The organism is Kocuria cellulosilytica (genome assembly GCF_040981245.1).
In the GTDB taxonomy this organism is placed as follows: domain Bacteria; phylum Actinomycetota; class Actinomycetes; order Actinomycetales; family Micrococcaceae; genus Kocuria; species Kocuria cellulosilytica.
Map to the genome: position 1 here is coordinate 62,815 of NZ_JAVFWZ010000008.1, position 14,036 is coordinate 76,850.

15 protein-coding genes are annotated in these 14,036 nt (G+C 75.1%); 10 read left to right on the forward strand and 5 right to left on the reverse strand.

From position 1 onward, the window contains the following. Positions 1 to 22: 22 nt before the first annotated feature. From RCG67_RS12515 to RCG67_RS12525, 3 genes are all read left to right on the forward strand, one after another. Entirely contained in the window at positions 23 to 1,003 is a 981-nt protein-coding gene (locus tag RCG67_RS12515) for a universal stress protein (RefSeq protein WP_368826661.1), read from the forward strand. A 52-nt stretch (positions 1,004 to 1,055) separates the two neighbouring features. Further along, positions 1,056 to 1,949 carry a universal stress protein gene (locus RCG67_RS12520; protein WP_368826662.1) on the forward strand — a complete coding sequence of 298 codons (894 nt, stop codon included), beginning with the start codon at positions 1,056 to 1,058 and terminating at the stop codon, positions 1,947 to 1,949. Between the two features lie 137 nt (positions 1,950 to 2,086). Continuing rightward, a complete protein-coding gene (locus RCG67_RS12525) occupies positions 2,087 to 2,959 on the forward strand; it encodes a TPM domain-containing protein (RefSeq protein ID WP_368826663.1) in 873 nt (290 codons plus the stop codon). Positions 2,960 to 3,080: 121 nt separating this feature from the next. Here RCG67_RS12525 and pdxT read toward each other — a convergent pair whose 3' ends face one another. Both pdxT and pdxS read right to left on the reverse strand, forming a co-directional pair. Next, a complete protein-coding gene (gene pdxT, locus RCG67_RS12530) occupies positions 3,081 to 3,683 on the reverse strand; it encodes a pyridoxal 5'-phosphate synthase glutaminase subunit PdxT (RefSeq protein WP_368826665.1) in 603 nt (200 codons plus the stop codon). Then, positions 3,680 to 4,645, reverse strand: coding sequence for a pyridoxal 5'-phosphate synthase lyase subunit PdxS (gene pdxS / locus RCG67_RS12535; RefSeq protein WP_197412676.1), 966 nt, complete (start codon positions 4,643 to 4,645; stop codon positions 3,680 to 3,682). The genes pdxT and pdxS overlap by 4 nt, the downstream gene beginning before the upstream one ends. A gap of 108 nt (positions 4,646 to 4,753) precedes the next feature. Between pdxS and pdxR the strand changes: the two genes are divergently transcribed. From pdxR to RCG67_RS12555, 4 genes are all read left to right on the forward strand, one after another. Continuing rightward, positions 4,754 to 6,304 carry a MocR-like pyridoxine biosynthesis transcription factor PdxR gene (pdxR, locus tag RCG67_RS12540; protein WP_368826666.1) on the forward strand — a complete coding sequence of 517 codons (1,551 nt, stop codon included), beginning with the start codon at positions 4,754 to 4,756 and terminating at the stop codon, positions 6,302 to 6,304. Positions 6,305 to 6,373: 69 nt separating this feature from the next. Next, positions 6,374 to 6,964, forward strand: a complete 591-nt coding sequence (locus RCG67_RS12545) for a DUF308 domain-containing protein (RefSeq protein ID WP_368826667.1) — start codon at positions 6,374 to 6,376, stop codon at positions 6,962 to 6,964. Positions 6,965 to 7,024: 60 nt separating this feature from the next. Beyond that, positions 7,025 to 7,531, forward strand: a complete 507-nt coding sequence (locus RCG67_RS12550) for a hypothetical protein (protein WP_368826668.1) — start codon at positions 7,025 to 7,027, stop codon at positions 7,529 to 7,531. Positions 7,532 to 7,687: 156 nt separating this feature from the next. Beyond that, complete coding sequence (locus tag RCG67_RS12555) at positions 7,688 to 7,885, forward strand: hypothetical protein (protein ID WP_058874119.1); 198 nt, start codon at positions 7,688 to 7,690, stop codon at positions 7,883 to 7,885. An 82-nt stretch (positions 7,886 to 7,967) separates the two neighbouring features. On the opposite strand, the gene RCG67_RS12560 is transcribed toward RCG67_RS12555, so the two are convergent. The 3 genes from RCG67_RS12560 to RCG67_RS12570 all read right to left on the reverse strand — a co-directional run bounded on the left by RCG67_RS12560 (position 7,968) and on the right by RCG67_RS12570 (position 10,847). After that, positions 7,968 to 10,265 (reverse strand): heavy metal translocating P-type ATPase, encoded by a 2,298-nt coding sequence (locus RCG67_RS12560; protein WP_497801007.1) that lies wholly within the window; start codon positions 10,263 to 10,265, stop codon positions 7,968 to 7,970. Further along, positions 10,258 to 10,467, reverse strand: a complete 210-nt coding sequence (locus tag RCG67_RS12565) for a heavy-metal-associated domain-containing protein (RefSeq protein ID WP_368826670.1) — start codon at positions 10,465 to 10,467, stop codon at positions 10,258 to 10,260. The genes RCG67_RS12560 and RCG67_RS12565 overlap by 8 nt, the downstream gene beginning before the upstream one ends. 65 nt (positions 10,468 to 10,532) lie before the next feature. Beyond that, positions 10,533 to 10,847: a metal-sensitive transcriptional regulator gene (locus RCG67_RS12570; RefSeq protein WP_368826672.1), complete on the reverse strand. Its 315-nt coding sequence runs from the start codon at positions 10,845 to 10,847 to the stop codon at positions 10,533 to 10,535. Between the two features lie 99 nt (positions 10,848 to 10,946). Between RCG67_RS12570 and RCG67_RS12575 the strand changes: the two genes are divergently transcribed. Genes RCG67_RS12575 through RCG67_RS12585 form a run of 3 tightly spaced genes read left to right on the forward strand, consistent with a single transcriptional unit; the run spans position 10,947 to position 14,019 of the window. Then, a complete protein-coding gene (locus RCG67_RS12575; protein ID WP_368826674.1) occupies positions 10,947 to 12,986 on the forward strand; it encodes a glycoside hydrolase family 15 protein in 2,040 nt (679 codons plus the stop codon). Further along, positions 12,983 to 13,711, forward strand: coding sequence for an AzlC family ABC transporter permease (locus RCG67_RS12580; RefSeq protein ID WP_368826675.1), 729 nt, complete (start codon positions 12,983 to 12,985; stop codon positions 13,709 to 13,711). Before RCG67_RS12575 ends, RCG67_RS12580 begins: the two co-directional genes overlap by 4 nt. Next, a complete protein-coding gene (locus RCG67_RS12585) occupies positions 13,708 to 14,019 on the forward strand; it encodes an AzlD domain-containing protein (RefSeq protein WP_368826677.1) in 312 nt (103 codons plus the stop codon). Before RCG67_RS12580 ends, RCG67_RS12585 begins: the two co-directional genes overlap by 4 nt. The last annotated feature ends 17 nt before the right edge of the window (positions 14,020 to 14,036 follow it).

The following is a 14,036-nucleotide window of genomic DNA, read 5'->3' on the forward strand; positions in this document are numbered from 1 at the left end:
GCGGATCACCTACGATGCCAATATGAACAGTGATTCCCGTGCAGAGAACCAGTCCGCCGCCGACTCCGGGCACAACGTGGTGCTCGTCGGCATCGACGGCTCCGACCAGGCCCGCCACGCGCTCGAGCGCGCCATCGACGAGGCCCGGGCCCAGAGCCTGACGGTGCGCCTGCTGGGCGCCTACCCGGTCATCGGGGTCGGGGACCCCGGGCTCGAGATGCGGTTCACCGAGGCCGTGATGAAGGAGAACGCCGACCACCTGGCCGAGGCCCGGCAGGCCGTGGAGCAGGCGGGGCTGCCCGTCGAGGTCGTCGAGGCGGCCGGGGACGCCGCCAAGGCCGTCGTGGAGCAGTCGGGCGAGGCCGCCCTCGTGGTCATGGGCAAGCGAGGGCGCGGCGGCGCGCTGCGCGGCCGGCTGGGCTCGGTGTCCGCGGCCGTCGCGGCGCACGCCAAGAGCCCGGTCATCATCGTCCCCGAGGCCGCGGAGAGCCGGCACTCCGAACGGCGCGGCGGCAGCGCGGGCGACTTCGCGCTCGAGGCCGAGGGCCCGGTCAAGGCCGACGAGATCGACTTCACCGGCCGGGTGGTCGTGGGCCTGGACGCCCTCGGCTCGCGCAGCCCCGCGCTGGGGAAGGCCGTGGCGTACGCCCAGGAGCACGGCAAGTCCCTGGCGCTGGTCTCCGTGAACGGTGCCCTGTCCGGCACGCCCGCCTGGTTCCAGGACGAGTTCAACCAGGCGCGGTACTTCCACGAGGCCGACCGGAAGCTCACCGAGATCTCCGACGAGATCGCCGCCGAGCACCCCGAGCTGACGGTGGAGCACCACATCTTCGTGGGCCGCCCGGGCCGCATCCTGATGAACGCCACGCACTCCGCGGACCTGGTCGTGGTGGGCTCCCGCGGCATCGGCGGCTTCCGGGGACTGCTGCTCGGCTCGGTGTCCCAGGCGGTGCTGGAGAACGCCACCGGCCCGGTCATGGTCGTGCCCGCGCACCGCTCCTGAGCGGGCGTCCCCGGCACCACACCCCCACGGCGAGCACAGGGAGCAGCGGCACATGGCGGAGCAGATCGTCGTCGGCTACGACGGGTCCGAGAACAGCGAGCGGGCCCTGGACTGGGCCGTCCGGGAGGCCGCCGCCCTCGGCGGCGAGCTGAAGGTGGTGGTCTCCATGGGGCGGCCCGTGGCCGTGGACCCCAGTCTCTACGGGCCGTTCCTGGAGGCGATCGAGGAGGAGGCGGACAAGCTGGCCGGCACCGCCGTCACCCGGGCCCGGGACGCCGGCGTCCCGGCGGTCGCGGTGGTCGAGCGCGGTGACGCGGCCGGGGTCCTGGTGCACGAGTCGGAGGGCGCCGCGGCCCTGGTGCTCGGCCGGCGCGGGCGCCGCGGCGTGCGCGGCCGCCTCGGGTCGGTCACGGCCGCGGCGTCCGCGCACGCGAAGTGCCCCGTGATCGTCCTCCCGGACCGGTGGGACCCGGAGGCGAGGGCCGCCCAGGGCACGGCCGGGCCCTTCGCGGGCCGCGTGGTGGTCGGCGTGGACCGGCTCGGGCGGGACAACCCGGCCGTGCTGGCGGCCGGACGGTACGCGGTGCGGCACGGCGCGGGCCTGGCGCTGATCACCGTGGTCCCGGAGGCGCTGAGCATGCCGACGGGCTCCGCCGACCTGGACCGGGCCGTGCGCGAGCAGCTCACCGAGCCCGCCCAGGGGCTCGTGGACCAGGTCGCGGCGTCGGTCCGGGAGGACCACCCGGACCTGGACGTCCGGACGTTCGTCTTCTCCGGTACGCCCGCGGACCAGCTCGTGGAGGCCGGCCGGTCGGCGGAGCTCGTGGTGGTCGGCAGCCGCGGCTACGGCGGGTTCCGGGGACTGCTCATGGGCTCCGTCTCGCAGGCCGTGCTCAACGAGGGCGAGGGCCCCGTGATGGTGGTCCCGAACCGCAGGAAGGACTGACCGGTCCGCCCGCAGGAGGAGCGCCCGGCCCGGGACGGCCGCGGAACTCCTCCTCCCGGAGGTTCTCCGGACCGGGGGTGCCTTGCCATCCTGGGGACGAGCCCGCGGACCCGCCGCGGACGGAGGAGGGGCCCACCGTGGACCGCAGAGCACTCGCCGGGATCGCCCTGGTCCTTGCCGCGCTCACCGGGTGCTCGGCCCCGGTGGAGGTCCCCGACCCGCCGGCCGGGTCCAACGTGCTGGACGCGGCCGGCGTCCTGACCGACGCGCAGGAGCAGGAGCTCGACGCCCTGATCGAGGACCGCAACGCGAGCACGGACGCCGCCCGCGTCGCCGTGCTCACCGTGGAGGAGGCGGCCGGGTCGATCGAGGACCACGCCCGCGAGGTCGCTGCGGCCTGGGAGGTGGGCGACGCCGGGGCGGACAACGGCGTGCTCGTGGTCGCCGCCACCGAGGACCGGGAGCTGCGGATCGAGTCGGCGGACGGGGTGCGCGAGGCCTTCTCGGACGACGAGGCGCAGCGGGTGGTCGACGACGTGCTGGCACCGGCCTTCGCGGACGGGCGCTACGCGCAGGGCCTGAACGGGGCCGTCGAGCAGATCTACGTCTACGCGCAGGGCGGGGAGCCGCCGCAGGAGCCCTTCGACTGGGCCCTGCTCGGCTGGGTGGCCGGCGGCTTCGGCCTGGTCGGAGCGCTGGTGGCGTGGTGGATCGCCGCAGACCTCCGCCGCCGGCGCCGGATCGCCGACGAGGAGCTCCGGGCGGCCGGGCAGCGCGACCCCGGGCTGCGGCTCACCGAGGAGCAGCGCGAGGCCTACCGGAAGTACCGCTACCACCACCGCAAGCAGGACGCCGTGACGAACCCCGCCGTCTGGCTGCCGCTCTACCTGGCCAATCCGGGGCTGTACTCCGGCGGCCCGGGAGGGGGCACGGGCGGGGACGGACCGGGCGGCTCCTCGTTCGGCGGGGGCGGCGGCTTCACCGGCGGCGGGGCGTCCGGAAGCTACTGAGCACCCCGCACGCGGGGGCGTGCGCCCCCGCGTGCGGGGCGGAGCCGGCCGGCCGGGGCAGAACGGCTCAGCGAAGCGGGACCGCTCAGCGATACGGGACCGCTCAGCGGTACGGGACCGCTCAGGCGGGGAGGCCGCGCCGAGCGGCCACGAGGGAGAGCAGGTGCCGGTGGACCGTGGTCTCCCCGGTCAGCTCGGGGTGGAACGAGATGCCGAGGACGGCACCGCCGGCCACCGCGACCACCTGGCCCCGGTGCCGGGCGAGGACCTCGACGCCCTCGCCGACGCGGGTCACCGCGGGAGCCCGGATGAAGGCCGCGCGCACGACGTCCCCGGCGCCGCCCCAGGCGAGGGTGACCTCCTCGGAGGCCGTCTGGGGGCCGAACGCGTTGCGGGCCACCGTGACGTCCAGGACCCCGAGGGACTGCTGGCCGGGGGCGGGGTCCTCGATGCCCGTGGAGAGCAGGATCAGCCCGGCGCACGTGCCCAGCGTGGGGAGGCCGCCGAGGACGGCCTCCCGCAGCGGCTCCCGCAGCCCGAACAGGCGCAGCAGCCGGTCCACGGTGGAGGACTCCCCGCCGGGCAGCACGATCGCGTCCAGCCCGGCGAGCTGCCCGGCCGTCTTCACGAGCACGGGCTCGGCGCCGAGCTCCTGCAGCATCGCGGCGTGCTCGGCGACCCCGCCCTGCAGGGCGAGGACGCCGACGCGGGGCGCGGAACTCACCAGCCGCGCTCCGCGAGCCGGTGCGGGGCCGGGAGGTCGCCCACGTTGATGCCGACCATCGCCTCGCCGAGCCCGCGGGAGGCCTCGGCGATCTTCTCCGGGTCGTCGAAGTAGGCGGTGGCCTTCACGATGGCCTGGGCGCGGGCCGCGGGGTTGCCGGACTTGAAGATCCCGGAGCCCACGAACACGCCGTCGGCGCCGAGCTGCATCATCATGGCGGCGTCCGCGGGGGTGGCCACGCCGCCGGCGGTGAACAGCACGACCGGCAGCTTCCCGGTGCGGGCGACCTCGAGGACGATGTCGTAGGGGGCCGCGAGCTCCTTCGCCTTCACGTACAGGGCGTCGGGGGAGACCTTGTAGAGGGCCTGCAGCTCGGCGATCTGCCCGCGGATGGTGCGGATGTGCTTGGTGGCCTCGGAGACGTCGCCGGTGCCGGCCTCGCCCTTCGAGCGGATCATGGCGGCACCCTCGGCGAGCCGGCGCAGGGCCTCGCCCAGGTTGGTGGCCCCGCACACGAACGGGACGGTGAAGCGCTGCTTGTCGATGTGGTTGACGTAGTCGGCGGGGGAGAGCACCTCGGACTCGTCGATGTAGTCGACCTTCAGGTGCTCGAGCACCTGGGCCTCCACGAAGTGGCCGATGCGCACCTTCGCCATGACGGGGATGGAGACGGCGGCCTGGATGCCCTCGATCAGGTCGGGGTCGGACATGCGGGCCACGCCGCCCTGCGCGCGGATGTCCGCGGGCACGCGCTCGAGGGCCATGACGGCCACGGCGCCGGCGTCCTCGGCGATGCGGGCCTGCTCGGCGGTGACGACGTCCATGATGACGCCGCCCTTGAGCATGTCGGCGAGGCCGCGCTTGACGAGCGGGGAGCCGGTCAGCGGGGTCGCGTCCGAGGCGGCGCCGCGGGCGGTGTCGTGGGCGGGGGTCTGGGCAGGGGTGGTCTGCAGATCGGTCATGGAGTCCATCCTCCGTTCCGGAGTGGTCCATCAACAGGTCCACCATCGATAGAATCTGTTGGACCACCGAACATCCTGTGGAGACCTGCGGGAGAGAGGAGCCGGCCCGTGAGACACCCCCACGACGTGGAGCTGCCCGTGCGCGTGGACCGGGCCGACCCCGCGCCCCTGCCCGCGCAGCTCGTCCAGCAGCTGCGGGAGCTGGTGGTCTCCGGGGCCCTGCGCCCCGGGGACCCGCTGCCCTCCACGCGCGGGCTGGCCGCCCGGCTGGGGATCTCGCGCGGCTCCGTGGTCACCGCCTACGACCAGCTCCACGGCGAGGGCTACCTGCACGCGACCAACGGGGCCACGGTGGTCCACCCCGACCTGGCGCGTTCCCGGGCGGAGCCCCCGGCCGCCCGCACCGGCCCCCGCCCGCCCGTGGCGCGGCCGCGCCGGGCCCGCGAGCGGCCCATGATCGACCTCACGCCCGGGCGGCCCGACACCGGGCGGCTGGCCACCCCGCAGTGGCGCGCCGCGTGGCGGGACGCCGCGGCCGCCGCCGGGACGGGCGCGCCCCCGCCCCAGGGCTCGGAGCCGCTGCGCGAGCAGATCGCCGAGCACCTGCGGCTGATGCGCGGCGTGGTCCGGGACCCCGGGGACCTCTTCGTCACGGCGGGCGCGCGGGACGGGCTCCAGCTGCTGCTCGCGGTGCTCGGCGGCCACGCGGGCCGCGGGCTGCGGGTCGCCGTCGAGGACCCCGGCTACCCCTCGCTGCGCCGGGTGCCGCAGCGGCTCGGCCACGAGGTGCTGCCCGTGCCCATCGACGACCAGGGGCTCGACCCCGCCCGGCTGCCGTCCGGCGCCTGGGCCGGCCCGGGGGAGTGGGAGATCGAGCGGCCCCCGGACGCCGTGATCGTGACCCCCAGCCACCAGTACCCCCTCGGCGCGTCGATGCCCGCCGCCCGCCGGCTCGAGCTGCTCGGCTGGGCGCGCGCCCACGACGCGCTGATCGTGGAGGACGACTACGACTCCGAGCTGCGCTACGTGGGCGAGCCGCTCCCGGCGCTGTCCTCCCTCGACCACGCCCCGGGCGCGGTCCCGGAGCCGCCCGCCCCGGGGCGGCTGCTCGGCGCCGGCGGCCACGTGGCCACGCTGGGCTCCTTCACCAAGGTCCTCGCGCCCGGGCTGGGGGTCGGCTACCTGCTGGCCCCGCCCTCCCTCCGGGAGGAGCTGCTGCGGCTGCGCACGGACCTGGGCAACCCCGCCTCCGCGGTCGCCCAGGACGCCATGGCCCGGTTCCTGGCCGAGGGCGGGCTGCGCCGGCACACCGCCCGGATGCGGCGGGAGTACCGGCGCCGGCGGGACCTGCTCACCGCGGCCCTCGCGGGCGTCCGCGGGGTGCGGGCCGTGCCCATGGACGGCGGGCTGCACGCCGTCCTCGAGTTCACGGGGGAGGTGCCGTTCGAGGAGCAGGACGTCGTGGACCGGGCCGCGGCCGCGGGCGTGCGGGTGGCGGCGCTGGGCTCGTACTGGGCGCACGGCGCGCGGGGCGCCCGCCGCGGCGTCGTCGTCGGCTTCGGCGCCACCGGCGCCGCCCCGCAGGGGGACGCCCTGCCGGACGCCCTCGCGGTGCTGGCCCGGGTGCTCTCCGCGCCCGGCCGCGGCTCCGGTCGCTAGACTGACCCGGGCCCCGCGGGCCGTTCCGCCCGGGCCTTCCCGCCCGCACGTCCTCCCGAAAGGCGCACCGTGAACCCCGACCCGAGCACCGGCATCCACCGCGACCTGTTCGCGCCCACGCTGCTGCGCGCGCTCGTGGCCCTGGTCCTCGGCGCCGTGACCGTGTTCTGGCAGGAGCCGACGCTGCCCGTGGTGGCCTGGGGCGTGGGGCTCTACCTCGTGCTCACGGGGGCTGCGAGCGTGTTCCTGCAGCTGCGGCTCAACGGCAACGACGCCGTGGACCTGGGCCCCGCCCGGCAGGTCCCGCAGTCCTACGGCGTGCTGTACCTGCTGGGCGGGATCTTCACGGTCCTCGGCGCCGACAGCCCCGCGTGGCTCGTGGTCTACGCGGCGTCCGTCATGGGCCTGGCCGGGCTCACGGAGCTGGCCCTCGGGCTGCGGTTCCGCACGAGCTTCCCCCTGGGCCGCGACTGGACCATCGCCGGGCTCGTCACGGTCCTCGCCGCCACCGGCCTCGTGCTCGTGGTGGACCTCGGCGCCAAGGCCCTCTTCGGGGTGGTGGGGGCCGCCGCGGTGGTCATCGGCGTCACCCACCTGCTGGCCGCCCTGACCCTCCGGCACGAGGACCGCCGGGGACGGACTCCCTCCGGGACCGCGTAGACTGGGCTACCGCACGGCAGGCCCCGTCCTGCCGAGGACACCAGCTCACGAGGAGGACCAGTGGCACAGCGCAAGGGCTCGAGAGGCGGCTCCCGGGCCGACGTCAAGGGCCCCCTGATCCTGTCCGCCGTGCTCGCGGCGGTCGCGTTCGTCGCCGTGGGGATCTTCGCCAGCGGTGGCACGGACAACACCCTGCGCCTGGATCTCGCCTTCATCGCCGCCGGCGTCGTGTTCATCGTGACGCTCGTGATCAGCGCCACGCTGATGATCGTCGAGAAGCCCAACGACCCCCACCTCGGCGAGGGCACGGGCGTCAACCGCTCCTCGGCCAAGCTCTACGCCGAGGCCCGGGCCCGCCGGCAGGCGGCCGCACGGCCCGCCGGCGAGGCCGAGTTCGGCCAGCGCGTCCGGCCCGACACCGAGGGCGAGGACCTCCTCGGCCGGCGCTCCGCCGACGGCGCCGCACCGGACGACGGACCCGCGCGGGCGGACGACGGCGGCCCCGCGGGCGGCCGCGGCCCGGTGCACGGGCCGGACGGCGACGACGGCCCGGCCCCGCGCGCCTGAGGCCCCGCTCGCGCCGCTCCGCCCGCCCGGGGCCCCGGCGGGTCCGGCCGCCGGGCGGGCCTGTTGCCGCCGGGCGTCCGCTCGATAGATTGGACGGCACCTGAGCAGCAGGGCCGGTCCCCGTGCCCTGCTCGAGACCGGACGACGGGAACCAGCATGAGCCAGCAACCGGAACCGCCCACCGAGGGCGACGCGGAGTTCGAGCAGAAGGTCCAGCAGCGGATGGCCGACCAGCAGGAGGACGGCCCCGACCAGGACCCCGTGGACGTGGCGCAGGAGGACTACAAGTCCGAGGTGCCGGAGCTCCCGGAGAACGAGGAGAGCCCGGTCGACCCCGGACAGGCCGGCGCCTGAGCAGCACGTCGCACGGACGACGACGCCCCGGGGCGGACCAGGAGGTCCGCCCCGGGGCGTCGTCGCGTCCGGAGGCCCCGGCTCAGCGGCCGAAGCCGCGCAGCCGCAGGGAGTTCAGCACCACGAACACGGAGCTGAAGGCCATGGCGGCGCCCGCGATCACTGGGTTGAGCAGGCCCGCGGCCGCCACGGGGATGGCCACCGTGTTGTAGGCGAAGGCCCAGAACAGGTTCGACTTGATGATCGACAGCGTCCGGCGCGACAGGGCGATGGCCGTGGGGACCGAGCCGACGTCGCTGCGCACCACGGTGATGTCCGCGGCCTCGATCGCCGCGTCCGTGCCGGCGCCCATCGCGATCCCGAGATCGGCCTGTGCCAGGGCCGCGGCGTCGTTGACGCCGTCGCCCACCATGGCGACCACGCGGCCGTCGTCCTGGAGGTCGCGGACCACCGCGACCTTGCCCTCCGGGCTGACGTCCGCGACGACGTCCTCGGCGGCGATGCCGGCCTCGGTGGCGACGGCCCGCGCCACGGGCTCGTTGTCGCCGGTCAGCAGCATGGGCCGCAGCCCCAGCTCCTTGAGCCGCGCGATCGCCGCCCGGGCGTCGTCCTTGACGGTGTCGCGCAGGTCCACGAAACCGACCAGGGCCCCGTCGACGGCCACGAGGATCGTGGTGAACCCGCCCTCCTGGGCCCGGCGCAGGGCGTCGAGCTGGGCGCTGTCCAGGCGCACGCCGTTCTCGGCCAGCCAGGTGGTGCGCCCGACCACCACCGAGCGGGAGTGCATCCCGTCCGTCACGTGCGCGCGCACGCCGCCGCCGGGGGCCGAGACGAACCCGGAGACCGGGAACCGGTGCGGGGTGGCCGCGGCCACGGCTCGGGCGATGGGGTGCTCGGAGTGCTGCTCCACGGTGGCGGCGAGGTCCAGCACCTGGTCCCGGGAGTACCCGGACACGGGCGTCACCGCCGCGACGGAGAGCTGGCCGCTCGTGACGGTGCCCGTCTTGTCGAGCACCACGGTGTCCACCGTGCGGGTGTCCTCGAGCACCTCGGCGCCCTTGATCAGGATGCCCAGCTGCGCGCCCCGGCCCGTGCCGGTGAGCAGGGCCGTGGGGGTGGCCAGGCCGAGGGCGCAGGGGCAGGCGATCACGAGCACGGAGACCGCGGCCACGAAGGCCGCGTTGGCGTCCCCGGTCAGCAGCAGCCAGCCGATCAGCGTGGCCAGGGCGAGCACCAGGACGATCGGGACGAAGACCCCGGAGATCCGGTCGGCCAGCCGGGCCACGGGGGCCTTGCTCGACTGGGCCCGGGCCACCATCCGGCCCATCTGGGCCAGGGTGGTGTCGGAGCCCACGCGGGTCGCCTCGACCAGCAGGCGGCCGTTGGTGTTGATCGTGGCGCCGGTGACGGTGTCGCCGACCTCGACCTCCACGGGCAGGGACTCGCCGGTGAGCAGGGAGGTGTTCACGGCCGAGCGGCCGTCCACGACCACGCCGTCGGCGGCGATCTTCTCGCCGGGGCGCACCACGATCAGGTCCCCCGGGCGCAGCTGCTCCGCGGGCAGGTCGGTCTCGACGCCGTCCCGCAGGACCACCGCGTCCTTCGCGCCGAGCTCCAGCAGCGCGCGCAGCGCCTCGCCGGAACGGGCCTTCGCCCGGGCCTCCAGCCAGCGGCCCAGCAGCAGGAACGCGGTGACGAGGGCCCCCGTCTCGAAGTAGAGCTGGTGCCCGCTCATGTCCATCGCGTGGCCGAGCATCGCGCCGGCCGTCATGCCGGGCTCCCGCAGCAGGTTCCACAGCGAGAACAGGTACGCGGCGGACACGCCCAGGGACACGAGGGTGTCCATGGTCGAGGTCAGGTGCCGGGCGTTGATCGCCGCCGAGCGGTGGAACGGCCACGCCGCCCACGTGACGACCGGCAGGCTCAGCACCGCGACCACCCAGCCCCAGTGCGGGAACTGGAAGCCGGGCAGCATCGAGATCACGAACACCGGGACGGAGAACGCGGCCGCCACGAGCAGGCGCCGGCGCAGGGACTCGGGCGAGCGCAGCGACGACGCCTCCCGCCCCGCGACCTTCGTCATGGCGTCGGGGCCGTCCCCGGCCGCCTCGTCGTCGTCCCCGGGGGCGTTCCTGAGCGTGGCGCCGTATCCGGCCTTCTCGACCGTCTCGACGACCTGCTCGTCGCTCACGCCCGCGGGCACGTGGACGGTGGCGGTCTCGAGGGCGAGGTTGACGGACGCGTCGACGCCCTCGAGCTTGCCCAGCTTCTTCTCGACCCGGCTGACGCACGAGGAGCACGTCATGCCGGTGATCTCGAGCTCGAGGGTGCGCAGGGGCCCGGCGACCTCGGTGGGAACGGGCGTGCGGGTCTCAGGCAACGGTGTACCCCGCTTCCTCGACGGCCTCCCTGATCTCGTCCTCCGACAGCTCGCGGGAGGTGGTCAGGACGACGGGGGAGACCCCGCCGGCCACGAGGTCGACGTCGACGGACTCGACGCCCTCCAGCTCGGTGAGCTCCTCGGTGACGGACACGACGCAGTGGCCGCAGGTCATGCCGGAAACGTTGACGGTGGTCTGCACGATGTTCTCCTCGGTGGGCAGGTCGGTTCGGGGGTGGTTCGGTCGGTCCGGTGCGCCGGTCCGGGTCAGCTCTTGAGCAGGCGGGCGATGGCCGCGGACGCCTCCTGGAGCTTGTCGTCGATGCGGGCGGCGTCCCCGGACTCCTGGGCGGCCTCGACGGCGCCGACCACGCAGTGGTTCAGGTGCTCGTCCAGCAGGCCCAGGCTCACGGCCTTGAGGGCGGACTGGATCGCGGAGACCTGGGTGAGGATGTCGATGCAGTACTTGTCCTCCTCGACCATCCGGTGGATGCCGCGGACCTGTCCCTCGATGCGGCGCAGCCGCTTGAGCCAGGCATCCTTGTCGTGGCTGTACCCGTGCGGCGGCAGGGTCTGCGTCATGAGCTCCTCCTCGGTCGTCCTGCCCCCACTGTATACCCCTTGGGGGTATAGGTCCATCCCGGTGCCGGCCGGTCGCCGCAGGTGTGCGAATCTTGAGGCATGGCTTCACTGATCGAGGACTACGCCCTGCTCTCGAACATGCGCACGGGTCCGCTGGTCTCCCGCACCGGGTCCATCGACTGGCTGTGCGCTCCCCGGTTCGACTCCCCCTCGGTCTTCGGCGCCCTGCTCGGGGAGGCCGACCACGGGCGGTGGCTGCTCGCCCCCGCGTGCACGGTCGTGGAGGGGGAGGACGGGGAGGTCCTCGACGAGGACGAGGGCGGCGCCCAGGTCGCCGAACGGTTCTACGTGGAGAACACGTTCGTGCTGCAGACCGTGTGGGTCACCGACTCCGGCTCCGTGCGCGTGACCGACTTCCTCCCGCTGACCTCCCGCACGGACGTGGTCCGCCGTGTCGAGGGCCTCACGGGCGAGGTCGAGATGTACCACGAGCTGCGGGTGCGCTTCGGCTACGGCGCCGTGGTCCCCTGGGTCAGCCGCTTCGAGGGGGAGGCCGACCCCGGCGGCGGCGACGCCGCCCCGCCCATGCTCGTGGCCATGGCCGGCCCGGACGCCCTCGTGCTGCGCGGGGAGCCCCTGCCCGAGTCCACGGACGACGACGACCAGCGCCGCCACCGCGGCACCTTCACCGTCTCCGCCGGGCAGGCACGGGACTTCGTCCTCACCCACTTCCCGTCCCACCGCACGCCCCCGGCGCCCATCGACGTCAACGAGCAGCTCACCCGCACCGTGGAGCTGTGGCAGGAGTGGTCCGGGCTGTACTCCCCGCCGGCCGTGGAGGGGGAGGAGCCGGTGCACATCGTCCCGGTCCGCGGCCACGCCGTGGCCCGGCGCTCGGACGTGGTCCGGCGCTCGCTGCTCGTGGTCCGGGCCCTGATGCACCAGGAGACGGGCGGGCTCGTGGCCGCCCCCACCACGTCCCTGCCGGACGTGGTGGGCGGGGAGCGCAACTGGGACCACCGCTTCGCCTGGCTGCGGGACGCCGCGATGGCCCTCGAGGTCATGCTCGACCACGACCACGACCGCGAGGCCGCGCAGCTGCGCAACTGGCTGCTGCGCGCCGTGGCGGGCGATCCGCACGACCTGCAGAACATCTACGGGGTCGCCGGGGAGCGCCGCGGGCGCGAGCACCAGCTCGACCTGCCCGGCTACGAGCGCTCCCGGCCGGTCCGCGAGGGCAACGGCGCCGCGGGCCAGCACCAGTCCGACGCCGTGGGCCACGTCATGGTGGTCTTCGAGCGGCTCCGCCGCCGCGGCGCCGTGGAGGACCACCTCTCCTGGCCCCTGCAGCAGGCGATGCTGCGCTCGGTCGTGGACAACTACGAGGTCACGGACCAGGGCCTCTGGGAGATGCGCGGCGAACGGCAGTACTACACGCACTCGCGCGTGCTGATGTGGGCGGCCCTCCAGTGCGGTGTGGACGCGGTGCGCGTGCACGGCCTGCCCGGCGACGCGCAGCTCTGGGAGCAGCTGCGGGACGCGCTCGCCGAGGAGATCTGGACCAGCGGCTACGACCCCGAGGTCGGCTCCTTCGTGCAGTACTACGGGGCGAAGACCGTGGACGCCTCCCTGCTCCAGCTGCCGCAGGTCGGGTTCGTGGCCTACGACGACGAGCGGATGCTCGGGACCGTGCGGCGGATCGAGGAGGAGCTGCGCCACCCCAGCGGACTGATCCACCGCTACCGCAACGTCCTGGGGCCGGTGGATCCGGACGACCCCGACGCGTACTCCGGGGTCATCGGGGTGGACGGCTTCCCCGGCCAGGACAACCCGCACCTCGGCGCGTCCCTGTGGCTGGCCGCCCAGTACGCGCGCTCGGGTCGCACGGACAGCGCCCGCAAGCTCGTGGACCTCGTGCTGTCCCGCGCCAACGACCTCGGGCTGCTCTCCACCGAGTGGTCGCCCGAGCAGCGCCGGATGACCGGCAATTTCCCCCAGACCTTCACCCACCTCGCCCTCGTACAGGCGCTGGACGCGCTCGACGCCGCCCAGGGGCGCCGGACGCCGGCCGAGCAGCACGGGAGCGCGGAGGAGCCCGCGCCGGGCCCGAGCGAGTCGTCCGCGGCCGGGGCGTCGTGAGCCACGCGGCTCCCGTCGACTGGCGGTCCTCGCCGGCGGTGCGGATCGGGCTGTCCGTGGCCGTGGCCACCGGGCTGTACGGCATCTCCTTCGGGGCCCTGGCCGTGGCGGCCGGGCTGAGCTTCTGGCAGACCGTCGCCCTGTCGGCGCTCATGTTCACGGGCGGCTCCCAGTTCGCCTTCATCGGCGTGGTCTCGGGCGGTGGCGCCGGGGCCTCGGCACTGGGGGCGGCGACCCTGCTGGGGGTCCGCAACGCCGTCTACGGGATGAACATGAACGCCCTGGTCCGCCCGCGCGGCTGGCGCCGGCTCATCGCCGCGCACGTGACCATCGACGAGTCCAACGCGGCCGCCTCCTCCCAGGTCCATCCGGTCGAGGAGCGGCGGGGGTTCTGGACCGCGGGCCTCGGCGTGTTCGTGCTCTGGAACCTCTTCACCGTGCTGGGCGCCCTGCTCGGCAACGCCCTGGGCGATCCCGCCCGCTGGGGTCTGGACGGCGCCGCGGTCGCCGCGTTCCTGGGCCTGCTGTGGCCGCGGCTGAGCGCCCGGGAGCCCGTGGCGGTCGCGGTGGTCTGCGGTCTCGTCACGGCCCTGACCATCCCGGTGCTGCCGGCGGGGCTGCCGATCCTCGTGGCCGCCGTGGTCGCGGCGTTCCTGGGCCGCTCGCGCGGCGCCGGCCCGGCCGGGGCCCCCTCCGGCCCCGGCGCGCAGGAGGCGGGGGCATGAGCATGTGGTTCTGGGTGCTCGGGGCGTGCGCGCTCGCCTACGCCCTGAAGCTCGTCGGCTACCTCGTGCCGGACCGGGTGCTGGACGACCCGCGCGTGGGGCGCATGGCAGGCACCGTCACGGTGGGCCTGCTCGCCGCGCTCGTGGTCATGAACGCGTTCGGCTCCGGCCAGGCCCTGGCCCTCGACGCCCGGCTGGGCGCGCTGCTCGTGGCGGGGCTCGCGCTCGTGCTGCGGGCGCCGTTCCTCGTGGTCGTCGTGCTGGGGGCGGTCGCGGCCGCCGTGCTCCGGCTGCTCGGCGCCCCCTGAGCCCGCGCCGCGGCAGG

Bases quoted from the DNA above. Each gene is read 5' to 3' on its own strand.
- RCG67_RS12520 (WP_368826662.1), top strand. From the start codon at position 1,056: ATGGCGGAGCAGATCGTCGTCGGCTACGACGGGTCCGAGAACAGCGAG.
- RCG67_RS12555 (WP_058874119.1), top strand. From the start codon at position 7,688: ATGAGCCAGCAACCGGAACCGCCCACCGAGGGCGACGCGGAGTTCGAG.
- RCG67_RS12570 (WP_368826672.1), bottom strand. From the start codon at position 10,847: ATGACGCAGACCCTGCCGCCGCACGGGTACAGCCACGACAAGGATGCC.
- pdxS (WP_197412676.1), bottom strand. From the start codon at position 4,645: ATGACCGATCTGCAGACCACCCCTGCCCAGACCCCCGCCCACGACACC.
- RCG67_RS12515 (WP_368826661.1), top strand. From the start codon at position 23: ATGAACAGTGATTCCCGTGCAGAGAACCAGTCCGCCGCCGACTCCGGG.
- RCG67_RS12585 (WP_368826677.1), top strand. From the start codon at position 13,708: ATGAGCATGTGGTTCTGGGTGCTCGGGGCGTGCGCGCTCGCCTACGCC.
- RCG67_RS12575 (WP_368826674.1), top strand. From the start codon at position 10,947: ATGGCTTCACTGATCGAGGACTACGCCCTGCTCTCGAACATGCGCACG.